Origin of the sequence: Sphingomonas sp. 3P27F8 (assembly GCF_005502745.1) — a bacterium.
Classification (GTDB): domain Bacteria; phylum Pseudomonadota; class Alphaproteobacteria; order Sphingomonadales; family Sphingomonadaceae; genus Sphingomonas.
Genome location: NZ_SCNL01000012.1, coordinates 33,739 through 57,594 on the forward strand (window position 1 = coordinate 33,739; position 23,856 = coordinate 57,594).

At 65.4% G+C, this 23,856-nt stretch carries 26 protein-coding genes; 12 read left to right on the forward strand and 14 right to left on the reverse strand.

Features of this window, described 5'->3' with window-relative positions; all coding sequences use genetic code 11:
* Positions 1–366, forward strand: a complete 366-nt coding sequence (locus FFS35_RS14055; RefSeq protein ID WP_137787728.1) for a hypothetical protein — start codon at positions 1–3, stop codon at positions 364–366.
* On the opposite strand, the gene FFS35_RS14060 is transcribed toward FFS35_RS14055, so the two are convergent.
* From FFS35_RS14060 to FFS35_RS14085, 6 genes are all read right to left on the reverse strand, one after another.
* Complete coding sequence (locus FFS35_RS14060; protein WP_137787729.1) at positions 350–2,149, reverse strand: hypothetical protein; 1,800 nt, start codon at positions 2,147–2,149, stop codon at positions 350–352. The two genes, FFS35_RS14055 and FFS35_RS14060, sit on opposite strands and share 17 nt — an antisense overlap.
* A gap of 94 nt (positions 2,150–2,243) precedes the next feature.
* Entirely contained in the window at positions 2,244–2,603 is a 360-nt protein-coding gene (locus FFS35_RS14065) for a hypothetical protein (RefSeq protein WP_137787730.1), read from the reverse strand.
* 5 nt (positions 2,604–2,608) lie between these two features.
* Entirely contained in the window at positions 2,609–3,433 is an 825-nt protein-coding gene (locus FFS35_RS14070; protein WP_137787731.1) for a hypothetical protein, read from the reverse strand.
* Positions 3,433–3,789: a hypothetical protein gene (locus tag FFS35_RS14075; RefSeq protein ID WP_137787732.1), complete on the reverse strand. Its 357-nt coding sequence runs from the start codon at positions 3,787–3,789 to the stop codon at positions 3,433–3,435. The genes FFS35_RS14070 and FFS35_RS14075 overlap by 1 nt, the downstream gene beginning before the upstream one ends.
* Positions 3,782–4,681 carry a 3'-5' exonuclease gene (locus tag FFS35_RS14080; protein WP_137787733.1) on the reverse strand — a complete coding sequence of 300 codons (900 nt, stop codon included), beginning with the start codon at positions 4,679–4,681 and terminating at the stop codon, positions 3,782–3,784. Before FFS35_RS14080 ends, FFS35_RS14075 begins: the two co-directional genes overlap by 8 nt.
* A gap of 2 nt (positions 4,682–4,683) precedes the next feature.
* The gene (locus FFS35_RS14085) at positions 4,684–5,241 is read right to left on the reverse strand and encodes a sensor histidine kinase (protein WP_212742215.1); all 558 of its coding nucleotides are present in this window, start codon (positions 5,239–5,241) and stop codon (positions 4,684–4,686) included.
* A 147-nt stretch (positions 5,242–5,388) separates the two neighbouring features.
* On the opposite strand from FFS35_RS14085, the gene FFS35_RS14090 reads away from it, so the two are divergent.
* On the forward strand, positions 5,389–7,176 hold the full coding sequence (locus FFS35_RS14090; protein WP_137787735.1) for a hypothetical protein: 1,788 nt from the start codon (positions 5,389–5,391) through the stop codon (positions 7,174–7,176).
* A 51-nt stretch (positions 7,177–7,227) separates the two neighbouring features.
* Complete coding sequence (locus FFS35_RS14095) at positions 7,228–7,845, forward strand: hypothetical protein (protein ID WP_137787736.1); 618 nt, start codon at positions 7,228–7,230, stop codon at positions 7,843–7,845.
* A gap of 46 nt (positions 7,846–7,891) precedes the next feature.
* Here the strand turns inward: FFS35_RS14095 and FFS35_RS14100 are convergent, their stop codons facing one another.
* Positions 7,892–8,446 carry a helix-turn-helix transcriptional regulator gene (locus tag FFS35_RS14100; RefSeq protein WP_137787737.1) on the reverse strand — a complete coding sequence of 185 codons (555 nt, stop codon included), beginning with the start codon at positions 8,444–8,446 and terminating at the stop codon, positions 7,892–7,894.
* 162 nt (positions 8,447–8,608) lie between these two features.
* Between FFS35_RS14100 and FFS35_RS20025 the strand changes: the two genes are divergently transcribed.
* The 7 genes from FFS35_RS20025 to FFS35_RS14130 all read left to right on the forward strand — a co-directional run bounded on the left by FFS35_RS20025 (position 8,609) and on the right by FFS35_RS14130 (position 16,223).
* Positions 8,609–9,115 (forward strand): hypothetical protein, encoded by a 507-nt coding sequence (locus tag FFS35_RS20025; RefSeq protein ID WP_171007638.1) that lies wholly within the window; start codon positions 8,609–8,611, stop codon positions 9,113–9,115.
* A gap of 278 nt (positions 9,116–9,393) precedes the next feature.
* Positions 9,394–9,768, forward strand: a complete 375-nt coding sequence (locus FFS35_RS20030) for a recombinase family protein (RefSeq protein WP_171007639.1) — start codon at positions 9,394–9,396, stop codon at positions 9,766–9,768.
* The gene (locus tag FFS35_RS14110) at positions 9,765–11,480 is read left to right on the forward strand and encodes a recombinase family protein (RefSeq protein ID WP_137787739.1); all 1,716 of its coding nucleotides are present in this window, start codon (positions 9,765–9,767) and stop codon (positions 11,478–11,480) included. The genes FFS35_RS20030 and FFS35_RS14110 overlap by 4 nt, the downstream gene beginning before the upstream one ends.
* Positions 11,481–12,011: 531 nt before the next feature.
* Positions 12,012–12,722, forward strand: coding sequence for a VWA domain-containing protein (locus FFS35_RS14115; RefSeq protein WP_137787830.1), 711 nt, complete (start codon positions 12,012–12,014; stop codon positions 12,720–12,722).
* 2 nt (positions 12,723–12,724) lie between these two features.
* The gene (locus FFS35_RS14120; RefSeq protein WP_137787740.1) at positions 12,725–13,480 is read left to right on the forward strand and encodes a PP2C family serine/threonine-protein phosphatase; all 756 of its coding nucleotides are present in this window, start codon (positions 12,725–12,727) and stop codon (positions 13,478–13,480) included.
* A 251-nt stretch (positions 13,481–13,731) separates the two neighbouring features.
* Entirely contained in the window at positions 13,732–15,549 is a 1,818-nt protein-coding gene (locus FFS35_RS14125; protein WP_171007640.1) for a topoisomerase DNA-binding C4 zinc finger domain-containing protein, read from the forward strand.
* Positions 15,546–16,223, forward strand: coding sequence for a hypothetical protein (locus FFS35_RS14130; protein ID WP_137787742.1), 678 nt, complete (start codon positions 15,546–15,548; stop codon positions 16,221–16,223). The genes FFS35_RS14125 and FFS35_RS14130 overlap by 4 nt, the downstream gene beginning before the upstream one ends.
* A gap of 27 nt (positions 16,224–16,250) precedes the next feature.
* Here FFS35_RS14130 and FFS35_RS14135 read toward each other — a convergent pair whose 3' ends face one another.
* The 5 genes from FFS35_RS14135 to FFS35_RS14155 form a co-directional block, all read right to left on the reverse strand.
* Positions 16,251–16,550: a hypothetical protein gene (locus FFS35_RS14135; protein WP_137787743.1), complete on the reverse strand. Its 300-nt coding sequence runs from the start codon at positions 16,548–16,550 to the stop codon at positions 16,251–16,253.
* Positions 16,551–16,699: 149 nt separating this feature from the next.
* Positions 16,700–17,335 (reverse strand): hypothetical protein, encoded by a 636-nt coding sequence (locus FFS35_RS14140; protein ID WP_137787744.1) that lies wholly within the window; start codon positions 17,333–17,335, stop codon positions 16,700–16,702.
* A 159-nt stretch (positions 17,336–17,494) separates the two neighbouring features.
* The gene (locus FFS35_RS14145) at positions 17,495–18,121 is read right to left on the reverse strand and encodes a MobA/MobL family protein (protein ID WP_137787745.1); all 627 of its coding nucleotides are present in this window, start codon (positions 18,119–18,121) and stop codon (positions 17,495–17,497) included.
* Positions 18,122–18,218: 97 nt separating this feature from the next.
* A complete protein-coding gene (locus FFS35_RS14150) occupies positions 18,219–19,097 on the reverse strand; it encodes a 3'-5' exonuclease (protein WP_137787746.1) in 879 nt (292 codons plus the stop codon).
* A 71-nt stretch (positions 19,098–19,168) separates the two neighbouring features.
* The gene (locus FFS35_RS14155) at positions 19,169–19,930 is read right to left on the reverse strand and encodes a hypothetical protein (protein ID WP_137787747.1); all 762 of its coding nucleotides are present in this window, start codon (positions 19,928–19,930) and stop codon (positions 19,169–19,171) included.
* Between the two features lie 708 nt (positions 19,931–20,638).
* Here FFS35_RS14155 and FFS35_RS14160 point away from each other — a divergent pair.
* Positions 20,639–21,490, forward strand: coding sequence for an SAM-dependent methyltransferase (locus tag FFS35_RS14160; RefSeq protein WP_249341660.1), 852 nt, complete (start codon positions 20,639–20,641; stop codon positions 21,488–21,490).
* A 176-nt stretch (positions 21,491–21,666) separates the two neighbouring features.
* Positions 21,667–21,822, forward strand: a complete 156-nt coding sequence (locus FFS35_RS20035; RefSeq protein WP_171007641.1) for a hypothetical protein — start codon at positions 21,667–21,669, stop codon at positions 21,820–21,822.
* 108 nt (positions 21,823–21,930) lie between these two features.
* On the opposite strand, the gene FFS35_RS14165 is transcribed toward FFS35_RS20035, so the two are convergent.
* Positions 21,931–22,791 carry an aldolase/citrate lyase family protein gene (locus FFS35_RS14165; protein ID WP_137787749.1) on the reverse strand — a complete coding sequence of 287 codons (861 nt, stop codon included), beginning with the start codon at positions 22,789–22,791 and terminating at the stop codon, positions 21,931–21,933.
* 2 nt (positions 22,792–22,793) lie between these two features.
* Positions 22,794–23,816, reverse strand: coding sequence for an amidohydrolase family protein (locus FFS35_RS14170; protein WP_137787750.1), 1,023 nt, complete (start codon positions 23,814–23,816; stop codon positions 22,794–22,796).
* Positions 23,817–23,856 lie beyond the last annotated feature (40 nt).

A 23,856-nucleotide genomic window follows, 5' to 3' on the forward strand; every position in this document is an offset into this window, starting at 1 on the left:
ATGAAGAAGTCTGAACTGTATCTCGAGGCCGCCGCAGTCTTCGCGCCGAAGGACAGGACGAGACAGGCGCAGATCGCGCCGCAGCTGCGCGCCTGGGCCGAGGGGGAGGCTCGATCGATCCGCGAACTAGGCGCGCGCGAGCGGCTCCGCTGCTACGTGTACATCACCAAGCCGATGGCCGACGGGGAACTGGTGTGCTGCGAGTTCGCCGCCCCCGGCGGGCGCAACCACCTCGTCACCGTCGCTAGCAGCGGGCGGAACATGTTCTTCGGCCAGCGGCCTCACACCATTGGACTTGCCGCCTCCATCGAGCTCGTCGCCCTGCTCGCCAAGGCAGTCGGCATGCCCGTCACGCTGCAGCCGTGACTGCCCTTTCCCGCTCGGCATCGCGGCGCCGCCCGACGGCGGCGACCATCCCCGCGCCGCCTAGCGCGCCGGCCACCGCCAGCAACGGCGCCCAGATCTCGTCCCGCCGGTCCAGCGAGGCGTCGCGCAGGAGGGAATACGCGCGCTCGACCTCAACCGACCTGGACATGGCCAGGCAGTGCAGCTCGTCCCTCAACGCAACGGCATCAGGCGGGGCGACCGACGGGAGCGCGACGGTCGCCGGGACGGTCGCGAGCGAGATGCACCTCGACCCCAGCACGGGGTCGACGCCCCGGATGCTGGTCAAGAGGCGCGGACCGTAGAAGTCTATGGTGTCGATCCGACCGCTTCCCAGCGCGATCGGCTTCCTGGCGCTGGTCGCCTTGTAGCCGACCTTGAGGCACTGTCCGAGCTCCCCGAAGCCGGAAGACTGGGTGGCGAGACCCTCCGCGTCGTCGAGGGCAATCAGTCCCCCGCATTCCCGCGTCAGTCGGACCAGAGCGGCGGCCGATCCCGGACCCATCATGACTGCGTTGAACCCGAGCGACACTGCGGCCGAGGCCAGTTCGGACTTACCGGAGCCACGGGGTCCGGTAAGCAGCAGCAGCGGCAGCGAGTCGAAGACGCGGAACAGGTGGGTCATGAACACAAACGCGGTGGCGACCCAGACATCGTCCGCGTCGGGCAAATGGACGCGGGACTGCAGGAAGCGATGGACGTCGCTCAGGATCTCCTCGGGCGGACGGCCACAGGGATCGTCACCGCTCGCCCGCGCGGCCGCGAATGCCTGGATCGAGGAGAGCGACCAACTCGCATGCCGGCTGGCCTGCGGCGGCGCTTCGATGCGGGTGCCATCGGTCAGAGCGTGGACCCTGCGGCCCGCCGGCGTCCCGGGCGGCGCGGTCAGGACCTGCGGCTCGAGGATCGCCCCGTCCGAGCGAAGTATGAGCGTCTCGTAGCTGTGCAGGAGGTCGCCTTCGGCCCCGGATACGCCGGCGCGCCGACGCTCGACCAGGAACGGGTAGAAGAGGTAGCCACGCGCGAAGCCACCGTGGACCGAAATCGGGGCCGCAGCGAAGTCCCCCGCCGCGTCGTCCCCGTCGTCGACCACGCGCACGCCGCTGCGGCGACCGACACGGGCGAACTCCAGGATCTCCTCCAGCCATTCCTCGTGGCGGCGCTGCACCGTCGCATGCTCGGTGGCGACGCCCGCCTCGATGCCCGCCGCCGTCTCCACGGGCCGCCGAGCGACCTCGACCACCCGCGCGGCGACGGCCGACGAGAGGCCCTCCACCAGGATGAGCCTGTCCCAGGACGCCCAAAACGCAGGACGCTCCCATTCCTCCGGCAAGGCGTCGGGCTGGGAACTCGCAAGCGCCGTCACCTCCAGCCCGAGCCGGCCGGCCGCGGCGCCGATCTGCCAGGCCTCCATCGGGGAACCCATGACCAGCGCGGTCCCGCCCCGCCCGGCGCGAACCGTCGCCGCCGCGCCCGGCCCCCACGCCACGGCGTGCTCGCCGTTCACCGTCACGCCATCCAGGTTGAGATAGCCATAGCGCCGACGCCTGCCCGCGACCTGGAGCGGGTATGCCACCACGCCGTCGACCTCGGTGCCGTCACTGCGGACATAGGGCTCCTTGATACCCAGGCCCAACGCCTCGATACCGTCCGGACCGAGACCCAGGTCCGCGAGACGATCCAGCGCGGTGGCGTTGCGCAGCAGGTTCGACCGCAACCGGCGCAGATTGAAATCGGTGGATCGCGGTTTACGGTTGGTCGCCATCATACTGCCCACAATTTGCGTTGGTGTTTATATACATCTTTTTATGGTGTTCGCAAGGGCTTTCACAGGAATTTTCACAAGCCTAGCGACCCTTTCACTCCGCCAGGTTTCGCCAGTCGTGGGGGCCGCACAGCCACCAGCTGCCGCCATGCTCGGGGACGCAGCGGCGAGGGGCGCGGGGTACCCACGCCAACCGCGTCACGCCGTCCTCGCCCGCCAGGAACACGCACCAGCTGGCCGTCCAGGCGTAGACCGGATGCGGGCTGTCGTTGCCACCCAGGCTGCCGTCGAACCCGTAGTCCAGAATAGCCATGGCCTCGTCGCGCCCGATCGGGACGATGGCGGGGTCGTGGTCGAAGTCGTCGCACATGCGGCGACGCCCGATGGCCACCGCCTCGACGCGCTCGCCAACCACCCGTTCGAATTCCTCCAGGTCCGCGCGCAGGTTGCCCACCGGGCTCAACCGCCACCGCGTCCGGCGTTCTCGTCCGTGTCGTCGCGAACCCATCGCCGCGCCCAAGGCATGCGCCACGGCAGCGGCTCGGCGCGGAAGGCGAGCGCCGTGCCGATGCCGGGGCGCTGGAAGGCGCCGGTGATGACGTTGCCACGACCGTTGACGAGCGGGAAGTCCACAACCTCGTCCAGGCGACGGCCGCGGATGGCGATGCGGATCGTCTCCGGCAGCGGATCGCGCAGGGTCAGAACCGCCCGCCCCTCGCGAGTGGACAGTCCCATCGCTGCCGTCCGCATGCCGATCTCCAGGCAGGTCGCGCCGACGCGGAATCCCAAGGCGCCGGCACCCTCCCCGTCCTCCCTGATCACAACGCCGCAGCGCTGGAAGCGACGCACCACCTCGTGGGGGCGCAGGAGGTCCGTGCCGGGATCCGGCAGCCGCCGCAGGATGGACGCCGGAAGAGGAGCCGGGCCGCCCAGCCAATGCCGCCGGCCGTCTTCGTAACGGAGCAGCCCAACCGTCGCGTCCAAGTCCAGGCCCTCGATCCGGCAGGCGGCCACCACGAGCGGCGACACGGCGCAGACGGTCGCCCCGACGTAGTTCCGGAACAGCTCGGACAGCCGCTCGTCGGCGTCCCTGCGCAAACCCGCCAGAGCAAGCGACAGGTCGTCGCGCGCGCGACGGCGCTCGCCATGATCAGCACGGTCGGCCAACGCCGCATAGGCACGCGCGACGAGGTCGGTACCCACGTGGCCGAGCATCCCGGACAGCTCGATGAGCCTCGCGTGATGATCGGCGGCGCAGGAGCGCGGCGTCGGGAAACCGGCCATCAGCTCCTCCTCTGCATGACGACCAGGTCACCGCCGCCGGAGAGCGCGTGTCCGTAGAGATCGCCCGTGGCGGAGAGGGTCCGAACGATGCCAGCGCCGAGCAGGGCGCTGACGATGGGGTCGGAGGGATCGATGCCCGGGCGGACCGTCGCCATCGCGGCGAGCGACGGACCGATCCTCGCAGACAACCTGGACCTGACCTCCCCGACACCGCCGGCTCGGCATGCGTGGACGAGTTCGAGGACGCCTTCGCCATCGGTGATGGCGAGCGTCGCCGTGAACAGCCGGGACGCCCCGACCTCCACGACGCCCGCGATCGGCAGGATCGTCAAACCCTCCAGGTTCCGATCACGCATGGCGGCGCCCCCTGTCCAGCCGGTCCCACTGCGGCTCGTTGCCGAACGGGTTGACGTCGGCGGCATAGATGCGCTCCGCCAGCCAGGCCCGCTCCTCGTCGCGATCGCGGTCCGGCAGGCGGCGGTGCCAGACCTTGCGCTCGGGATCCCACCGGTAGCGCCGCCGCTTAAGCACGTCCTTGAGCGAGATGTGGGCGCCGACCGCGCTGACGCTCCAGGCCTCCTCGGCATGAGCCTCCAGCAGGTGGCCCATCGCAGAGCGGCCGTCCGCCAGCCGCTGGCCCAGCAGAGCGATGACGGCGTCGACGTCCGCCCCGGCGGAATGGGCGTCGTGGTACCACCCCGCCTGCGACAGGAGATGGCCGAGCTTGCGGCCATCATACCCATTGGCGGGCCAGTCGATGTCCTGCATCGAACAGGCCCAGTCGGGCCGCCCGATCCCCGGCAGCCGCTTTTCAACGAACTTCAAGTCGAAGGGCGCGTTGTGCGCGATCACGAGAGCGGCGTCGGACAGCAGCCTGGTCGCCAGCCCGGTGTCGATCCTCTGACCGGCCACGCTCTGGTCGGTGAGGCCGGTCAGGCGCGAGACGTCCGCTGGGATGGGGCGGCCGGGGTCCTCGCGCCACGTGTAGAGGCGACCGATCCTGGTGACCACACCGTCAGCGTCGTACCGGAAGCGACGGAGCGCCAATTCGATTACGCCGTCCTCCTCCGCATCGAAACCGGTCGTCTCGACGTCGATGGCGGCGGCGACGGTCCCCGCGTCCGGATCGCCGAGTCCAGTCGGACCCTCGACCAAACGGAGGCGGCGGAGGATCCTGACGTCGTCCGAGGGAACGGCGTCAGTGGATGCGGCAGGACAGCCGCCGCGATCGATCGAGAGCGCCTCCATCGTCAGGCCTCCTCGAGGATCCCGGCAGTGTTCACCGCCAGGCACTTGAACACCATCTCCACGCGCCCCCCGGCAGCGCAGACGCGGCGTCCGACCACGCCGCCGATGCGGGCGACGAGCTGGTCGACGATCGCCGCTCCCTGACCCCCGGCACGGCCCCAGGTGCGCGGAGGTCCGCGGTCGATGACCGCGACCCGCGTCGATACGCCGTCGTCCCGCACCTCGACGCGAATCCGTGCGCCGATGGACGGCGCATGCACGATGGCGTTCCTCACCAGCTCGTGCACGCACATGGCCAACGCCATCACGGTCCCGTCGGCCACCATGAGCGGTCGGGACGAGAGGCCGACGGTGACCGCCAGCTCCGCGCCCCCGTGCGCGGAGGCCATCGCCGCGCAGAGGCGCCGCAGGGTCGCGTCCAGGTCGACGGGCTCGCCAGTCGGGCGCGCGCAGAGCAGCCGCTGAACCTGCGCGGACGCCTCCAGTCTGGCGATCACCGAGGCCACCTGGGGATCCGCGCCATGGCGGCGCTGCGCGAAGTGCAGAGCCGCGGTCGCCACCGCCATATCGTTAGCGGCCCTGTGCGCATGCTCGCTGAGCAACAGACCTTCCCATGCACCTTCCAACGCCGTTCTCCCTAGCGGTTGCGTCCTTGTTGATGATGTATATATACACCTTCAGCGAGACGTCAAGGCATTGGACCGGCGATGGACGAAGATGATGGTGACTGGCGCGGCGGCAGCCGCGCGACGGAGCGGCGACGGCAGGCGTCGGACGCTCCACGCGACACGCCACAGTCCGCGCGTACGTGGACCGCGGTCGCGCCGGCGAAGCCGATGCCGGCCACCGGTACGTACGTGACCCCCGCGCAGGCCGCCGTGTTCCACTCCTACATGCGCACCCACTCGGAATCGGAGACCGCGCGCGAGTTGCGGATCACTCAAATCAGGGTGCGCGAAGCGCTCGTCCAATACGAACGCAACCTCCTGCGGGATGCTGGACTCCGCCCGCCACCCCTAAAGGCTATGTTGAAGGGAGACATCTCGACCCGCTTCCAAATCTCGCGCGACGTCCGCAATGGCCGCCCAGCGGCGCATCCGCGCGCGGTCTCGATCGCAGTGCCGGCCACGGCGGCGGCGGGCGCGCGCACGGGCGGCTGGCGGCAGGTCCGCCCCCCGACCCGTGGCATCCGCCGGTTCGTGGTGACTTCGGTGAATCCGGACGGGGAACGGCATCGCGGGTTCATGCAAAACCTGACCGCCTACGCCGAGCACCATGGCGCCGAGCTCGTGGTGGCGCCGCTCGGACCGCGATCGCGGCACGAGGCGGGGCTGAGCCGTGTGCCCATCGACTTCGCCGGCCGACTTCACCTGCGCTCCGACGAGCTTCCGCCGACGGTGTCACGGATGCCCCTCGACGGGATGCAACACATCTCGCCGCAACGCTGGGCAGCGTTCCCGCATTCCGTCCAGCAGCTCGAGAGCCTGCCCAGGATCGGGTCGGCGCCAACCCGCGTCCAGCTCACGACCGGCGCTGCGAGCATCCACCGGGACCCTGCCCGGCGGACCCCGGCACTCGTGGGCGCGCTCATCGTCGAGATGCTCCCGGATGGTAGAGTGTTCGCGCGCATGGTCTCCAGCGCAGCGCATGGCGACGGGTCCTTCCACGACCTGGACGAGCATGTCGCCGGTGGGCGCGTCACCACCGGGAGGCGCGTCGCGGGCATCGTCGTCGGCGACCTCCACCACCCGCACTGCGACGGGGATGCGGTAGCCGCCACCTGGGGGAGTGGCGGACGCGACGGCCTGTTCGGCCGTCTCCGCCCGCGCGTCCAGGTACTGCACGACGTGTGCGACATGCGCGGGCGGAGCCACCACCAGCGGCGCGATGCCCACGCAAGGTTCGAGCACCACGTGCGCGGCACGGGCGACGTGCGCGCCGAGCTGGCCGGGACGGCGGCGTTTATCGAGCGGATCCGCATAGCGGACGGTGAGACCGTCGTCGTCCAGTCGAACCACGACCAGCACTTCCTCCGCTGGCTCCGCGAGGCCGACCACCGATCCGATCCGCTGAACGCGGAGTTCCAGCTCGATCGCGAACGGGCGCTCCTCGCCCGCATCCGCGCAGGCGGCGGCACCTCGATGTTCTTCGCCGAGACGATGCGGTTCCTATCGGCCGACGGACTGGACCGCGTCCGCTTTCTGGGTGACGGCGAGGGCTACACGGTCGGCGGCGTGGAGTGCGGGATCCACGGCCATGCCGGTCCGGACGGCACGCGCGGCGCGATCGGCGTGTTCGAGCGGCTGGGCATCGACATGGTGCTCGGCCACTTCCACCGCCCGGTGGCGCGCGGGGGTCTGCACGTCGCCGGCGTCTGCCAGCTCGACCTAGGCTACAACCGGGGACCCAGCAGCTGGGCGATCGCCCACGTGGTCTGCCACGACGACGGGACACGGCAGCACGTGTTCCTGGACGGCGACCGCTTCGCGGCGTGACGGCCATGGCCATGGTCCGCGTTTGCAGAGCGGATACGGCAGGCTCGTACAATGACCGGGCCGCCGAGTGGTCGGCGCGAACCGGGGGCCGTCCAGCCCACCGACGACGGAAGGGAGGAGATGACGCACATGGTGAAGAGATCGCCGAACCATTCGCGCAACGCCTCGGGGCTGTTGCGGACGACACATGTCAGCGCCTCGCCCATCCTCCTCGAGGCCACCCGCAGCGCCGGCGTATCGATCGACGATCTCGTGGAGTTCGTCGTCGCCTGGCATGGACACGCCGTCGTCTCGCCTTCGACATACACCGGCCGCCGGTTGCTAGGGTCTCTTCCGCAAGGTGCAATGATCTCCGCCTACCGGCAGACGTTGGACCTCGCCTTCTCAGTCGGGAGCGGCGAATGGACATGCCATTACTGCGAGGCCGACACGTTCCCATTCGTGCAGATCACGGAGCCGAAGCTGACCCCCGCCGCCGTGGCCGCGCTCGGCGGACGCCGCGTCTCGTGTCTGGGAGCGCTGCCCTTCGAGGCGCTGCGAACCGTGGATCCGGTCATCGCCGATGCGAGCATCGTCTTCTACGGCGCGAATGCGGCGCTCAGCGTCCACCTGGACATGGATTGGGTAGACGTGCCCACGCGGCCCGCGATGCGGCTCGTCGACGAGTGATGATACCGATGTCGAGCACTCCCACAACCAGCCAATGGCCGACCTCTCACTCCTGCGCATCGAAGGCCGTGAGACACGCCTTCCAAAGCGAGCCGGCGTCGGTGAAGCCGAAGGCGTCGGCGAGCCGATCGCCATCGAGTTCCACGTCGCGAGCATCGAGGTCCAGGCCCTCGCCCCTTACCCTGCGGCCCAGCAGGCGGGACGCGGTGAGCCCCCGCTCGAAGCGGGATATCGTGGCGGCGCTGACCCCGCTCAGCGAGGCGAGCTCGACCAGGGTCATGCCTCGGGAGCGTCGAAGCGCCCTGAGCCCCAGACCCGGCGACGAGGACGGGTTGGAAGGCACATCCAGCGAATCCCGCATCCAGCGGCGGGCGAGCGCCACGACGCTCACGCCGAGATGGTCGCACAGCCCGTCGAGCGTCTGCCATGACGGCTTCTGGGCCTCCCGCTCGATGCGCGCCAACGTCCGGGGCCGGATGCCGACCGCGTCCGCAACCGCGGCCCGCGTCTCGCCCCTCGCCTCTCGCGCGGACCGGAGCGCGGTACCGACCCCGGCTGGAAGGGTCCGCCGCTGGAATGGAAGTCGGGGATCATGGGACATCGTCTCGATCGGCCTCCCTGATACGCAAGCAACGCGCCCGATGGTCCGCGTTTGCAGTATCCGGGCGGCAAGGACGCCACAACCGCGATCTGGAGTGTCTCGCGCGAAACGTCGCGACGATCATCGGGCCGCTAGGCCGGCAAGCGACCCCAAGAACGAGCGATGAGAAAATTCCGCCCGCCAAAACCGAAGTTCGGCGACAGCCGTGCGAACGACTGCCTTCCGAAGGATGTCCTAATCGACCGGGAGCTCCGATGGCTCCTGGAGCGTGAAGGCATCAACCTTTACCGGATCGCGACGGACATCATCGCCTTGGACTACTTCTACGACCCAGCGAACTCCCAGTTGAAGCAGATGGTGCTGCAAGTCGGAGAATACTTCTTCGAGATCTACCAGACGGGTCAGAAACCCGCCGTACTTTCGACATGCGCCCTCATCGGGCAAGGGCTCTACCACGGAGACGAGCTGGCGGTCTGGCAACTCCTCCCACAGACGATCTGCGACGCGGCCGTCGGCCGAAGGCTCGGCGATGTGATCCGCACCGGCATACCGGCTATCGACGGCCGGACCATCACGTCGGCAACCGCCGGAGGTCGTGGACACCCGAGCCCGATCACGACGTTCGCCTTCGAGCCCGACCTCGTCGCGATCGGACCGCCATCGCCATGATCCGACTGCTGAATCGCTCGCGATCGACATGGGTGGTCCGAGTTTGCATTACCCGAGATACGGCGACGCTAGAACCGTCGCATGGCCGGGAAACTCACCCCTCCGAGACACAGCAGGCGCGGTCGCGTCGGCCCGGTCGCACGGGTCGAGCAGTCTACAGCCACACCCGCTCCGGCCGAGCTGATCTCGTTCGTGAAGGCGCTTGCACGGGACCTCGCGCGCGCCGATGCTATCCGATCAGCGACCGAAAACGCACTCGACAGGACATCGGAGGAAGAATGCAGCTGATCGACGGCCCCTCGTCCGGAACCATCGGAACGCCGCACCTCCGCGCCGCGATATACGCCAGATGCGGCGCCGTCCGGCAATCGCTTCGCTCGATCGAGGATCAATGGCGCAATTGCCGCGTGCGGGCTGGACGGGATGGCCTCGAGGTCGTGGAGGCGTTCTCGGACATTGCGGCATCGGGCGCCGTGACCGGAAGTGGCGGTCTAGAGGCTATGCTCGCCCGAGCCGATGAATTCGACGTGATCGTCATTGAGACGCTGGACCGCCTCGGACGCGATCCGGCAGTCGCCAATGCGTTCCGCGACAGGATCGAGACTTCCGGATGCGAACTCGTAATATCGGCTAACGTCGCAGCCGTGCCGTGACGTCGGAAAAAGCCAAGGTCGCCATCTACGCGCGCTACAGCTCCGACAAGCAGTCGGAACGCTCCATCGAGGACCAGGTGCGCCTGTGTCGCGAACGCGCGGAGCGCGAGGGTTGGACCGTCGTCGAGGTGTTCCCCGACTTCGCGCTATCGGGCGCGACCCGAGACCGTCCGGGCCTGAACGCCCTCCTCGCCCGGGTGGGCGAAATCGACATCGTCCTGGCGGAGGCCCTGGACCGCATCAGCCGCGACCAGGAGGACATCGCCGCGATCTGGAAGCGCATCGAGTTCTCCGACTGCAAGCTGGTCACCGTCTCGGAAGGACGGATCGGCGAGCTGCAGGTCGGCTTCACCGGCACGATGTCCGCCATGTTCTTGAAGGGGCTCGCTGAAAAGACGAGGCGCGGGCAGGTCGGCCGCGTCGCAGCCGGCCGCATCCCCGGAGGTCTGAGCTACGGGTATGCCGCCGATCCCCAGATCCTGGCGGGCGGCGCCGTCGACAGGGGGCGCCGCCGCATCGTCCCGGAGCAAGCCGAGGTCGTCCGCCGCATCTTCGCGTGGCGCGCCGAGGGGCGGAGCGCCAACTTCATCGTCCGGCAGCTCAATCGTGAAGGCGTACCCGGGCCGACTGGTGGCCCGTGGCGCCTATCCACCGTTTGCGGCAGCAGGCAGCGCCGCAACGGCATCCTGCACAACGAACTCTATGCGGGACGGATCGTGTTCAACAGGCAGCGCTTCGTGCGCGATCCCGTGACCCGCAAGCGCGTGTCGCGCCCGAACCCCGAAAGCGAATGGAAGCGGCAGGACGTGCCGGAACTGCGGATCGTGGACGAGGCGTTGTGGGACGCGGTGGCGGCGATCGAGGGAGCGCCGGAGCGGATCGCCGGCGTAAGGCCGACGCCGACCAAGCGACTGCTGTCAGGCCTGATCAAATGCGGCGCATGCGGAGGCAACTTCACGGTGGTCGGGGCGGAACGCTGGGGCTGCAGCACGGCCCGCGCGACTGGCACTTGCGGGAATGGCCGGACGATCAGCACCGCGCAGCTCGAATCCCGCGTACTGGACGCGTTGCGCAACAGAATGCTCCAACCCGACCTCGTGGCCGCGTTCATCGAGGAATACCGAAATGCCAGCGAGGACGCACGGAAGGCGGCGTTCGCCGACCGCACGAAGGTGGAGCGCAACCGCGCGAAGCTGACCGGCCGGATCGAGAGGCTGACCGACATGATGGCGGACGGCATCGGCGACTACGCGGAGATGAAGTCGCGCCTGGCGGCGGCGCTCTCCGATCGAGCGGCGATTGAGCGGCAGCTCGAGGACATCGAGGTCGCGCCGGCCGTCTCGCTCCACCCGAACCTGGCGGACGCCTACCGGCGCAACGTCGAGAAGCTGAGCGACGCGCTGAACGCGCCGGAGCTGGAGGCGGGAGAGGCACGGCTCGCGTTGCGCAACCTCATCGAGTTGATCACCGCAGTCCCCCGCGAGGAGGGTCGCGGCGTCGACCTGCTCGTGCACGGACGCCTCGCGCAGATACTCCACATAGCAAACGACCGCCCTGACTTGCGTCAGGGCGGTCGTATGATTCGGCTGGTTGCGGGAGCCCGCGGCGCTGGAAAACATACAACCGGGCCGAATGGCGCCGATTGTATGTTTGAGTTGGTTGCGGGGACCCGCACTGAACGGTGTCACACTTCGCCAATTATCGACATCTAGCCATGAGTGTAGATCAGGGGCCAAGTTCAACCGCTGTAGAATTAGGTTTCATTTGAACAACATGGTGTGAAATCTGCGCGGCGCGCGCGTGGGCAACATGCGGCGAAATTGATTATCATCGTTTGCTCGCGCGGGCCGCTTAAACAGCTGATGGTATCGCGCGGGCTCGGAGCGCAAAGCACCGTCATTAAGTTGGCGATTAATGGCGTGTTGGATGGTCAAGGGATCGGCGCCGGACCCCACAATAAGTACTTGTAATCAGTCCGTCGGTACGCAACACGATTGCTGCGGACGTTTTCCGCTGCGTCGAGACGCCTGTCGATCCAGCAGCGCCTGGTTGGCCGAGTCGACAACAAACGCGCCTGACGCGACGCGCTTACGTTCGCCGAGATCGACATCGGTGAACGACCTTCAAAATAGCTGAGTGAACGTCATCGGCGTCCCGCCTGTGGCTTTCGCACACTCTGCAATCCGCTGTTTGCGGGATGGTCGTTGCTATCCGCAACGCCCCCGCCTTGGAAAGGTGTGACCATGATGGATGACTTTGTACAGGTGCCGTTCGGCGACGATGTCACCCCCGCCGGGTTCGATCTGATCGAGTTCGCCGACAATCCCGAGCCGAGGTGCGCTTGCGTACTGTTGCTCGACGTGTCCGGCTCGATGAAGGGCGAAGCGATCGCTGCATTGAATGCCGGGCTGCAGCAGTTTGCGGCGGATGTCCGCGAGGACAGTTTGGCTTCCAAGCGCCTTGAGATCGCTGTGGTCACGTTCGGCGACACGGTCGATGTCGTCGCCGAGTTCGGTTCGGCCAAGGCCTTTTACCCGCAGCCGCTCAAGGCCAAGGGGAGCACCCCGATGGGCGAGGCGATCAACGTCGCGATTGATCTCGTGGGCGCGCGCCAGACCCAGTATCGCAGTGCCGGCATTACGCCCTACCGGCCGTGGATCTTCATGGTCAGCGACGGCGCGCCCACCGACAGCTGGGACCGTGCCGCGCGCCGCGTTGAAGAAGGCGAGCGGCGCAAGAGCTTCTCGTTCTTCGCGGTCGGGGTCGACGGTGCGGATACCGATACGCTCGGACAGATCGCGGTCAGCGCACCGGTCATGCTGCGCGGGCTCGCGTTCGGCACGATGTTCCGCTGGCTGTCGAGTTCGCTCTCAGCGGTATCGCGCTCGACGACGGGTCAAGCGGTTACCCTGACCAATCCGGCCGGCCCCGCCGGCTGGGCCACCATCGTCTGAACATGCCGGGCTGGACCTGGGCGGGGGCCTCGCAGCGCGGCACCGCGCATGCGCAGGCAGGCGAGCGCCGCCAGGACGCGTACCGCGTCCTGGCGGTTGAGCCCGGCTATCTGATCGCGGTCGCCTGCGACGGTGCCGGCAGCACACGGCATGGCGGGCTCGGTGCGGCAATCGCCGCCCGAGTCCTGACCAATCGAGCGGCCGACTGGATCGCAGCCAACAGCCGCATGCCGACCCCTTCCGAGATCGAGCTTTGGGTGGCGGAGGTCCGGCTGATGATCATTGTCTCGGCCGACCGGCTCGGTTGCGCACCCAGCCAGTTCGCGGCCACGTTGGTGCTCGTCATCAGCGAGGGAACCAACGCCATCACCGCGCACATCGGCGACGGGGCGATCGTCGCGAGGATCGCCGGCGGCACGGCGCTGGTTGATCTGAGCTGGCCCGACAGCGGCGACTATGCGTCGACCACCTACTTTCTGACCGACACCAATCCGCGGCTGCGGATCGGCGTGATCAGCCGTTGCCCGATCGATCGCCTTGCGCTGCTGACCGACGGGCTGGAACGGCTCGCGCTGGGATTTGCCGCCCGCGTGTCTCACCGCCCGTTTTTCGACGGGCTGTTCAGCGCAGTGGCCGCCTCGAACAACGTTGGCGCCGATCGCTCGCTATCGCGCAAGCTGGCGGCATGGCTCGATTCTGACAGCGTGAACGCGCGCACCGACGACGATAAAACGTTCATCCTCGCAGCCTTCGGATGACGACGCCCGTGGTGATGTGCGGCGGTGTGCATCTTCCGCTTGCAGACCGCATCGGCCGTGGTGGCGAGGGCGAAGTCTATGCCGTGGCCGATGGATCGGGACGCGCGGTCAAAATCTATCTCAAACCGGACGCCGCGCGCGAAACCAAGGTCCGCGCAATCATCGCTGGCGATCTCGCAAATGCCTGTTCGAACGTGACGTTCCCACTCGAGATCGTGCGCCATCCCGACGGTCGTTTCGCCGGGTTCACGATGCGGCAGGTCGCAGGTCACCAGCCGATCCACGAACTGATCACCACAGCATCGCGGCGGGAGCACTTTCCGAAGGCCGACTACAGGTTTCTGGTGCATGTCGCGCTGAATGTGGCGCGGATCGTGGCAAGCGCCCACGCTGCGGGGGTGGTGATCGGCGACATCAACGGCAGCGGGTTTCTCGTATCGCAGCGCGGCACCGTCACGCTCATCGATGCTGACAGTTTTCAGGTCGGCGCGCACCGCTGCCCGGTCGGCATGGCCGAATTTACGCCGCCCGAACTCCAGGGTGTCGCGTTCGGCACGATCGATCGCACGCCCGATCACGATGCTTTCGGGCTCGCCATCATCCTCTTTCAGATCCTGGCACTGGGTCGCCACCCGTTTGCGGGTGTCGCCCGGGGTAAAGCGATCCAGATCGACCAGGCCATCGTCAAAGGCCTGTTCGCTTATTCTCTGCTCCGAACCGTTAGGGCGACGCCGCCTCCGGCGGCACTTCGCCTGGATGACCTGCCCCGCGCGATCCGGCTGCTTTTAGAGCGGGCATTTGCAGGTCGCGGTTACGCAAGGCCGACGGCAGCGGAATGGGTGGAAGCACTTGGAGCATTGGCCAAGAGCCTGACGCCCTGCCCAAACAGGTCAGATCATCACGTCGTCGCCGAGCGCGGACCGTGCCCGTGGTGCCGGATCGAACGCGAGACCGGTCGACCGATCTTCGTTTGCGGAATGAACACATCGGACGGTCGTCGTGTGGCGCGGCCCTTTTCGCTTTGTAGCGATGCGGCTGAAGCCATTCAGCATGCCAAGCGCCACGCTGGTGAGGCCGTCATGCCGATGTGGTCCCGACCGCCCGCCTCCCCGGGCATGTCGGCCAGGAAAGCGCTCGCGACGATCGACGGCAGGATCGGCCAGCTGCCCCCTTCCCTCCGCGCGCTGCAGCTGGGGGCAGGGGTTGTCGACAAGTTCATGTCGCGTAACGACGCCGCCCAGCGAGTGGCAAGCCGAATCCTGGATGAGTGGCGATCGCGGCTCGGCGTCTGGGATATCGCGAAGCTGATCGGCCAGCTGCGCGGCGATGCGGAGCAGCTCGATCGACTCCATGTGAATAGATCGGCCGTGGTCGCGCGCGCCACGGCGCATTTCGTACAAGAAACAGCGATTGGCATCATGGCGCACGCGACGCTCGACGTCGCCAGGATCCCGGGGATTGGTGCTGCGCTACGTGCCCATCTCGTCACTAACGGGATAACGAACGCGGCAGCGGTGTCCCGCCCCGCGTTGGCCGCCGTCGGCGGCATTGGCGAAGCACGGATCGTCTTGTTGCTGTTTTGGCGCGAGGCGGTGGCCGTCCGGGCTGAACAATCGGCGCGATCGTCAGGCCAGGCGAACGCGCTGGCCAGCGCCGAAGCTGCAGTCGCGCACCGTGAACAACAGCTGGAACATCGCATCAAGATCATGCTCGCCGACCTCGAAGCCAAGGTCGCGCGCGTGAGGAAAGCGGTATGGCTGGTCGATCGCAATGTCGAAGCAGCTCTGGCCGTGCAGGACCAGGCAGCAGCGGATGTGGCGTATCTCGGGCTCGCCGACCATGTTCCGCGCGATATCTTCGCCACCAACTCGCTCAAGCAGCCGCCCGTGAAAGCCAAATCAAAAGGTGGCAAGAAACGGCCAGCCAAGACATGTCCGCGCTGTGGCTCAGCGATGGTGAAACGTTGGGGCCAATCAACGCAGGGCGTGGCTACTCTGTTTCTTGGATGTCGCGCGTACCCCAAATGCAAAGGCACGCGACCAGTGCGTGCGAAGGGTGGCACGCCATGACCGATCAAGGCCATCCCGATGCGCCATCTGCAGCGGACGCTCACCGTATGCGAGCTGCGCGTGCCAAGGCGCGGCGCGAGATGGCCATAGCCGAAAAGCGCTTTGCCAAGCGTTCTCGAGAGCTGTTTTTGGAAGAGATCGGAGCCACAGTTCGATCTGCGTCGCCGTTCCTGATCGCGTTGCTCGCAAGCGATGGGCTCACGCTCGATGACGTCGTTGGGCAGATCGTGCCAGGCTATGGCTGGCCACAACGCCCGCGAATCCCGTCGGGCAATCGGTCGTGGAAAATGAGGAAGCATGCCTTCCGGCATGTACGTGCGGCCTTGCGCGCCGATGATCCGTTTGAAATCCTTTCCATGCACGGCGCCAGCGTCGATCTGTCGAGCTACACATCCGCTAAGGTGCACATCGTCGCACATTCGATAGAAGTTCGTGCCCGCCTGAAAACGGTGACGTTCAGTACGCGCTTTGGCGTGCTGCGAATCGCGTTGGGGCGCTGTTTGCCGGATACTCTAGCGATCGGTTGTGTCGGTCGGCTGGTGGAGGAGGTGGTAGACCACGCTTCTTTGCGCGGGTCCGGCTGGCTCATTACCGACATCGAAACATCGGAGAACGGCGCCACGCTGATCGTGAAAACCGGATCAGTCGCCTATCGCATGCCGTGGGCGCGATGATGTCGGTATTGTAGCGTGTCGATCTGATTATCGCGTTGGACGGACGCATCTATCCGCGCGGCCCACCAATGTTGGAAACAAACTCCTCAGCTCGGTCTGGTCGAGCGCTACCTGCAGGCTTGCGCGCATCACACGACGTTGGGCGCGACTGGGCTTGCGGTCATAGTCGAGGTCGCGCGGCGAATGGACGAGTATCAACCGGGTCAAGCCGCGCGCTTTCACCGCGAGGATGGCGGCGACGAGCGCAGCCGCACATGCGACGAGAACCCGCGGTAGCAAGATTGCACCGATGTAAAGCACCCCAATCCCGACTACGGCCATCACCATCTTTTTTCTCCTCACCAGCTTCCTTGCCCTCTCCTCCTACCTCCCATTCTTGGAGCATCGCCGTCCTCAGAGCGCCGCTGAAAGATACGTCACCGCGTGTCCATCCCAGTCTTACCAAGCACTCCGGATGCCGGTCCTGGGACACGGAGTTATATCACGAGCGAGGAGGCATCGATGTAGAAACAGGTTTCATTCAGCTCTTCGTCGAATTCTACCTCAGTTATAAACTCGTCTTTTATTGAATGGCCTGACAGCAATCGGTGGTCGATTAGGTCGCCAACCCGCCGTCCTACCGCTGCGATCATGACGGTGTCCGGCACCGCTCCCTCGAGGCAAATGGCGTGATGGTGGATGGTGCATCCATCGAGCGATACCCAACACATGCTACGAAAATCGGATGGAAGAGGTTGAAGCATAGCGCATCCGGTCACGGTTGTTGGCCCCCGGCACAGGCGCAGCGGTTCGATGGACGTCAGCGCAGTGCAATTCCTCGCCCTGAATTCGTTTACCTTGCGCAGATTTTCCGGCAGCCTTTGGAGCTTCTTGCAATCGTCCACGATCAGATCTCCCGAAACGGAAAGCCAATCTGGCAGGGACTGCAGGCTACCGCACCCCGACAGATTGAGGTCGCCGCTCACCTTGAGATGGTCGCAAAGACGGGTGATGGCGGGGTCGCACACTCGCAGATTTTCTGTGACATGTATGGCATCGCCTGTGCGAAAACCCCTCGCGCGGACAACGGCACGGAATGTGCCGGCATCCATCTCCTGAAATTCTCTATTCATCATTCTTTCTGACCCGCGCTGGCGCGTGGTCGCCAACCTGACGACCACGCGCGTTAAATCGCGCCGCCACGTCGGGACGCGATGTTCAGCAACGATGAAACGAGACCGAACTTCCAGCTTATAGGCGGATGGCCTCGGATAACGAAGTCGACCGCGGATTTAGGCGGCCAGGGCGTAGCTGCGCGGCGCGATGCCGCTATAGGCCCACCACTTCTCGGCGAGCGCCTTGCGCGCTTTCTCGCTGCGCAACCAGTTCTGCCGAATGCGGCCGACATCGGCATTCGCGGGATCGTACGACCGCATCGTGATGAGCAGATGGCAATGCGGCAGGATTGCCGGGCGGTCGCCATCGGCGACGCGCTGATGGATCGCCCAGTCGGCCACCATGCCCTGGCTCGTCAGAAAATCTTCGCAAAAGCCTTCGACCAGATTTTGCCACTCCGTCACGCTACCGCCAATCGGTAGCGACCCGACGCTGTGCGCGCACGCCGGCTCGTCCGGACGAATTCGGGCGGCGTGGGTATCGGCCTGATCCCATAGCCCGAGGCCGTCCAGAGAGGGATTGTTGGCGCGCGCGGGGGCGCAACGACCGGTCGCTACCAAGTCGTCGCGCACCGACCAGTCGGGGGTCGGGCCGACGAGATCGGTCCCGTGCTTACGGTGGATATACAACCAGGAGGCCCGCGCCGTGCGGTGCGTACGAAGCAGTTCAGGCGTGTAACGCCCATTGTGCTGCTGGACCGCATAACGGGTGTGGAACGGGCGATCGTGGTACAGGCTGAACATAGACATTCTCCTTTGGGGATGATGCCGCGCGCGGCGGCGATCCACGCAGCAGTGACCGCGGGATTTCGTGAAATGAAGGGAGTAGTTTGGGGCGGCGTCAGGCGCGGTGGCGCTGGAACCAGGTGATGTCGCGCAAGGTCGGGTACCGGCAATCGGCGTGCTCGGCGAGCCAGTCGCGCTCGTCATCGACCGAATTGCTGGTGACTTCTTTTGACCACCGGCGGCATTTCTGATCCCATTTGTAACCCCTCGCCCTCAGCCGGTCCTTGACCTCGAAAGGGGCGCCGTCGGCCGTAACGCGGATTGTCGGGCGTTGGGCTGACAGGATCATTTCGCTGCACGCGGTTCGTCCCGACGACAGGACGGTGGCCAGCAGCGCGACCAACGCTGCGACATCCGCATCGGCGCGGTGCCGGGCATTGAAGAATCCGGCGACTTCCCCGAGCAAAGCGCCCAGTTGACGGCTCTCATAGCCGAAGCCCCGCCAATCGATGTCGGCCAGCGAACAGCACCAGGCTTCGCCGGCGAGCATTGGATAGCGCTTCTCGATCCAGGCGGCATCGAACTTTGCGTTATGGGCAATAAGCAGATCGGCGCCAGATAGTAGGTCGATCGCCGTAGCGTCGTCGATCCGTTGCTCGGCGAGGTCGTGATCATGCAGACCTGTCAGCCGAATGATCTCGGGCGGCAGCGGATGACCGGGATCCTCCAGCCAATCGTGCACCTGACCGATCGCGACGATCCGCCCGCGACCATCGAACGTGACCTGGCAGATGGCTAGCTCGATGATGCTACCCGTTGTTGGATCGAGCGACGTGGTCTCGGTGTCGATAATTGCAGCGGTGCGCAATCGGGCCTCGGGGGCCGGCAGCGGGAGCAGATCCAGCGGCGGTAACGACCGCAACACGCGATAATCGGGGTGCGCCTCGAGCAGGGCGGCAGCACTTTCCGTGTCGGGCGACAGCCAATGCGGCATGATGTCGTCTCCATGAAACGACAAGGCCCCGCCGAAGCGGGGCCTTATCGAGGTTTAAGACTGGGATGGAGTTAGACGTAGGACTGGCCATCCTCGAACGTCACCCATCGTGCTTCAGTGTCACCACCGTCGCGTTTGACGCGATATTCACGATAGAAACTTGCGAACGATGCAGCGCGGTGGAACGGTCGCGAGGCAAGGAACGGTTTGAGCGCGGGATGATCCGCTTCCAGCTCCATCAGCCGTTCCCGCAACGGTAATAGAGTTTCGAAAAACGCGTCGGGCTCGGCGCTGCGGAATGAGGTGAAGTGGGCCCACAGAACGAGCCGCGACACGGCAGCGGTCAGTGCCACGTCCTCGACGGCGACGGGTGCGTTGCGATTCCACCATCGACCGACATCGGTGTCTGGAACGAGGTTCGCCGGGATGCCGATCCGGCGGCAAAGCGCCGCTTCGTCGTGACGCTCGCCCAACATGGCGGCGGGATCGATCACCCCCTGCCCTGTCGCGAGCGCGCCGAGCGTGGGCTCGGCAAAGAAGCGTCGCGACGCCGCCTCCACCGTGAGCACGTCACGATCGCTATCTGCGATGATCGTCGGTGCGCCCGCGATCAGCGCGTCATCGATCAGCACCGGCAGCGGCCATTCCATATCGCGCGCGTCGGATAGGGATTTGATGACCGCGTCGCGATGACCGTCGCCGCGCTCGGCAACGGTGACGATCGCCGCTGCGACCGGCTTGCGCGCAAGCGACGAATTCGGGGGCATGTCATCGACTGGCACACACGCCAGCCCGACCGCCTGAACGATGGATGGTATAAATGGTGATTTCATCACAGACCTCCTTGCAAGGAGGACCAGGAAGCCAAGAGCTGAATATCAACTCTTTTCCTCTACTTCCCAGTCCTCACTGCAATCTTCAATCTGTCCTACTCTTTCACTGCGCCTCGCTGGTTGCGGCCATACTGCCGTCATGATCGTGGAGGCTTTTCCACGATTCGCTCAGAGAAAGTCGTCCAATGAACATGGGCCGCGGGCATTTTCCACACCGCGGCGACGATTATGTTCTTTGTCGGGCAACCCGAGCCAGTCCGGCTTTGCCCCGCTTCAAACGCCGAAGAACGAAGCTAAATCATTGTATCGATACGGTACAATTGTTAACCAGTTTCAGATCTTGCGGGTCGTCATAGGATAGCCGATACCAACGAGGCACACAGGCGTCGGTAGCGGCGTCCGGCCCAAATCCCGATCCGCGCGCAGCGTCGCGAAGGGTGAGGCGGCTGTCGAATTCCATCGTTGAGTGCCGCTAGGCGCCCGCATGCGCCATCGAGACGGGAGGAGAACCGTCTCGAGTTCCACTGATGTGATCAGTGGGATTCCTGAAACGGCCCCCGGGCAGCCGTTCCGTCATAGGTAAGTCTCCACATGATCTCGTTAACCAAACTGCCCGTCGGCTCGTTCGACGTCTATTGCCATGTCCCGCTCGTTCACAGTGAGCTGCCGCATACCAACGCGCCCGCGCTCGCGGACACGCTTGTCAAGGTGCGACCCCACGTCGCCAAGAGTGGCGTCGTCGCTTTCTTCGGTAAACGCGGCAAGCCAGCTTCGAAACCCGACAAGCGCGCAAGCGATGCCCGGTTCGATCAATATTATACCCGTGCAGGGGTCGCGAAACGTTTCTACCGAATCTTCAAGCAGCATTTCGATCCCGCGTCGTACCTGATGGTGGAACCCTCCGCCGGCACGGGATCGTTCTACAAGCTGCTGCCGCTCGGCAGTCTCGCTTATGATATCGACCCGAAATATCCCGGCATCATCAAAGCCGACTTCCTGACGGTCATGATCAAGAGCAATCGCCCCCGCGCCATCATCGGAAACCCACCGTTCGGCAAAAACGCCAGCATGGCCGTAAAGTTCTTCAATCACGCGGCTCGGCAGGCAGATGTCATCGCGCTGATCGTACCTCGGTCGTTTCGAAAGGCTTCGATCGAAAATCGCCTCGATCCTTCGATCCACCTGGTTCGAGAAGAAGTAGTGCCGGACAATGCATTCTTGTTCCGCGGCAAGCCATACAATGTGCCGGCCGTCTTTCAGATCTGGCAACGCCGCAGCGAGCCGCGCCAGTTGCGGCCCGTCGAAACGCGGCACCCGGATTTCGAGTTCACGGTCCCGGCGCTCGCTGACTTCGCGATCCAGCGGGTCGGTGCGCGCGCCGGTCGAGTGCATCGCGATTTCACGCGCAGCCCCAACTCGCACTACTTCATCCGAGGCAATGTCGAAGCCATCATGGAAACTCTCGATTTTGCCAGCGTTGTCGGCAATGTCGCCGGCAACCCGAGCCTGTCCAGATCGGAAATTGTCGCCCTGTACCGCCAGAAGGTGCCGGGCGTTTAATGCGTCTCGCTTCTCCATAACGAGCGATGCGGCCGGCCTCGAAGGAGTGCCGGCCGCCACTGTCCTCCAAAATACCAGAAACCTTTGAATGTTGGTGGCCGGCCCAATCGGCAAGCTGTCGACGCCGAAATCTATATCCGTTGCCGACAACCACGAAACCTGCTCGTAGCTAATCAATGCCCGACTCCGAGCAAATCATCGCCGACGTCGTCAGACGCGCGCCCGATTGGATGCGGCGTGACCTGCTATCCGACGATCACGTCGCCAAGGCTGCGGCCGAGGAAGCGCTCAGCGCGATGATTGCGAACGCCTTGGCAGCAAAGCACACCTAAGGTCTGGCGGATGTTGGGCCGGTTGCGGTCAGGCCGCTTCTAGCAGGAAATATATGAGAAGCGGACGTTAACACAAAATGTGAGCAACTTGCAGGCTGCCAGGTCCCGTCAGTATCCTGCGAGTTCACGGCCTTGCCCGACAACGCCGTAGCTGCGTGTCGGCGCCGACATCAGGAAACGATACCCCTCCTCCACCAAGCGTTCGATGTTCTTGGCGCTGGTGTGCGGATTGCCCACCACCACCTTGTGCTTGTGGCAAGTCTCGGCGATTCTTCGCGTCGCGTCGATCACCTCGGGATGGTCGTATTGCCGCGGATAGCCCAGCGCCTGGCTGAGGTCCCCTTCGCCGATCAGGCAGAAGCCGATGCCAGGCACGTTGGCGAGCATGTCGTCGAGATTCTGGATCGCCTCGGGGCTCTCGATCATCAGACCGCAAAGGATCTCGCCGTGCGGTGCGAGCGGCCAGACGTCAGCTCGCGCATAATAATCGGCCTGGCTCAGCCCCCAGTAGCGTGCGGCCGCCGCTGGACCGTCGCCCCGGACGCCCTTGGGCTCGTAGAGCGCCGCGCCCTTGGGCTTGGCGTACCGGCATGAAGCCACGGCGTTATAGGCCTGTTCGACCGTCCAGACGTGTGGCGTAATTACGCCATAGACGCCGCGGTCGAGCACTTGCTTGGCCTGCGACTGGTTCATCTCGATCCCGTTGGACGGGATGCGCGCGAGTGGCGTGACCGCCGGCGCGACCGAGGCGGACTCGGCGATCGCCTGACGGCTTAGCATATATTGCAGGGAGTCGCCGAGTGCGCCGACATCGTATGGATTGTGCTCCATCTCGAACACCACGCCATCGTAGGGCGCGTCGCTGAGTTCCTGCGCGCTCAGCTTGTCGAGCTTGGCGAAGCAGGTATAGGCGGGCTTACCGGCCTCCCATGCGCGGATGATTCCGTTCAGTCGCCCCGTGTCCGGCATCGTCAGCGTCCTTGCGAAGTGAGGAGGGCGTCGAGCCTCGGGAAAACCCGGCGCGCATTGGCTTCGAAAATCTTATGCTTGTCGCCGTCGCCCAGCGGCAGCGCGTCGACATAGCGCTTGGTGTCGTCGAAATACTCGCCAGTGTCGGGGTCCTTGCCCTTGACCGCTCCGATCATCTCAGACCCGAACAGCACATTGTCGACGGGCACGACCTTGGTAAGCAACTCGACGCCGGGCAGGTGATACACGCACGTGTCGAAGAAGATGTTGTTGAGCAATCCTTCGAGCGGGCGCTGCATCATTTCCAGCGACATGCCACGATAGCGTCCCCAGTGATATGGCACCGCGCCGCCCCCGTGCGGGATGATCAAGCGCAAGGTGGGAAAATCCTTGAACAGATCAGACTGAAGGATTTGCATGAACACCGAGGTATCCGCGTTCAGATAATGCGCGCCGGTCGAATGGAAATTTGGATTGCACGACGCCGCGACGTGCACCATGCCGGGCACGTCGAGGTCGCACAGCGCCTCAAACAGCGGATACCAGTCGCGGTCAGTGAAGGGCTTGCCGGTCCAATAGCCGCCGCTCGGGTCCGGGTTGATGTTGCAGCCCACGAAGCCAAGCTGTTCGACGCACCGCCGCAATTCGGGGACGCTGTTCGCCGGCGGCGCATGCGGCGATTGCGGCAATTGGCACACCGGCGCGAAGTTGCGCGGGAATAGCTCTGTCACGCGCTTCACCGTGTCGTTCGACACTCGCGCCCATTCCAGGCTGGTGCGCTCGTTGCCCAGATGATGCGACATCAGGCTGGCGATCGGCGAGAAGAGCGTGAGGTCGCCCCCGCGTTCGCGCTGGAGGCGCAACTGACCGCCCTCGATCGCCTCGCGCAGCTGGTCGTCGCTCAACTGTGCATCGTCCGGGTTCGGTGCGTTGACGAGATCGTCGGCGTGCGCGACCTGCTCCGCGCGCCAGTTCTTGAACGACTGGGGAACGGTCGTGAAATGGCCATGACAATCGATGATCATGTCGTTTCCAAGTAAAGGTTGAGGCATCGAGCCAGAGGAA

Coding starts and splice junctions, on each gene's coding strand:
- FFS35_RS14070 (WP_137787731.1), bottom strand. CDS start 3,433: ATGGCCGGTTTCCCGACGCCGCGCTCCTGCGCCGCCGATCATCACGCG.
- FFS35_RS14145 (WP_137787745.1), bottom strand. CDS start 18,121: ATGTTCAGCCTGTACCACGATCGCCCGTTCCACACCCGTTATGCGGTC.
- FFS35_RS14155 (WP_137787747.1), bottom strand. CDS start 19,930: ATGAAATCACCATTTATACCATCCATCGTTCAGGCGGTCGGGCTGGCG.
- FFS35_RS14115 (WP_137787830.1), top strand. CDS start 12,012: ATGATGGATGACTTTGTACAGGTGCCGTTCGGCGACGATGTCACCCCC.
- FFS35_RS20030 (WP_171007639.1), top strand. CDS start 9,394: ATGCAGCTGATCGACGGCCCCTCGTCCGGAACCATCGGAACGCCGCAC.
- FFS35_RS14090 (WP_137787735.1), top strand. CDS start 5,389: ATGGACGAAGATGATGGTGACTGGCGCGGCGGCAGCCGCGCGACGGAG.
- FFS35_RS14100 (WP_137787737.1), bottom strand. CDS start 8,446: ATGTCCCATGATCCCCGACTTCCATTCCAGCGGCGGACCCTTCCAGCC.
- FFS35_RS14165 (WP_137787749.1), bottom strand. CDS start 22,791: ATGCCGGACACGGGGCGACTGAACGGAATCATCCGCGCATGGGAGGCC.
- FFS35_RS14060 (WP_137787729.1), bottom strand. CDS start 2,149: ATGGCGACCAACCGTAAACCGCGATCCACCGATTTCAATCTGCGCCGG.
- FFS35_RS14080 (WP_137787733.1), bottom strand. CDS start 4,681: ATGGAGGCGCTCTCGATCGATCGCGGCGGCTGTCCTGCCGCATCCACT.
- FFS35_RS14130 (WP_137787742.1), top strand. CDS start 15,546: ATGACCGATCAAGGCCATCCCGATGCGCCATCTGCAGCGGACGCTCAC.
- FFS35_RS14125 (WP_171007640.1), top strand. CDS start 13,732: ATGCGGCAGGTCGCAGGTCACCAGCCGATCCACGAACTGATCACCACA.
- FFS35_RS20035 (WP_171007641.1), top strand. CDS start 21,667: ATGCCCGACTCCGAGCAAATCATCGCCGACGTCGTCAGACGCGCGCCC.
- FFS35_RS14135 (WP_137787743.1), bottom strand. CDS start 16,550: ATGGTGATGGCCGTAGTCGGGATTGGGGTGCTTTACATCGGTGCAATC.
- FFS35_RS20025 (WP_171007638.1), top strand. CDS start 8,609: ATGAGAAAATTCCGCCCGCCAAAACCGAAGTTCGGCGACAGCCGTGCG.
- FFS35_RS14120 (WP_137787740.1), top strand. CDS start 12,725: ATGCCGGGCTGGACCTGGGCGGGGGCCTCGCAGCGCGGCACCGCGCAT.
- FFS35_RS14055 (WP_137787728.1), top strand. CDS start 1: ATGAAGAAGTCTGAACTGTATCTCGAGGCCGCCGCAGTCTTCGCGCCG.
- FFS35_RS14075 (WP_137787732.1), bottom strand. CDS start 3,789: ATGCGTGATCGGAACCTGGAGGGTTTGACGATCCTGCCGATCGCGGGC.
- FFS35_RS14140 (WP_137787744.1), bottom strand. CDS start 17,335: ATGAATAGAGAATTTCAGGAGATGGATGCCGGCACATTCCGTGCCGTT.
- FFS35_RS14170 (WP_137787750.1), bottom strand. CDS start 23,816: ATGATCATCGATTGTCATGGCCATTTCACGACCGTTCCCCAGTCGTTC.
- FFS35_RS14150 (WP_137787746.1), bottom strand. CDS start 19,097: ATGCCGCATTGGCTGTCGCCCGACACGGAAAGTGCTGCCGCCCTGCTC.
- FFS35_RS14095 (WP_137787736.1), top strand. CDS start 7,228: ATGACCGGGCCGCCGAGTGGTCGGCGCGAACCGGGGGCCGTCCAGCCC.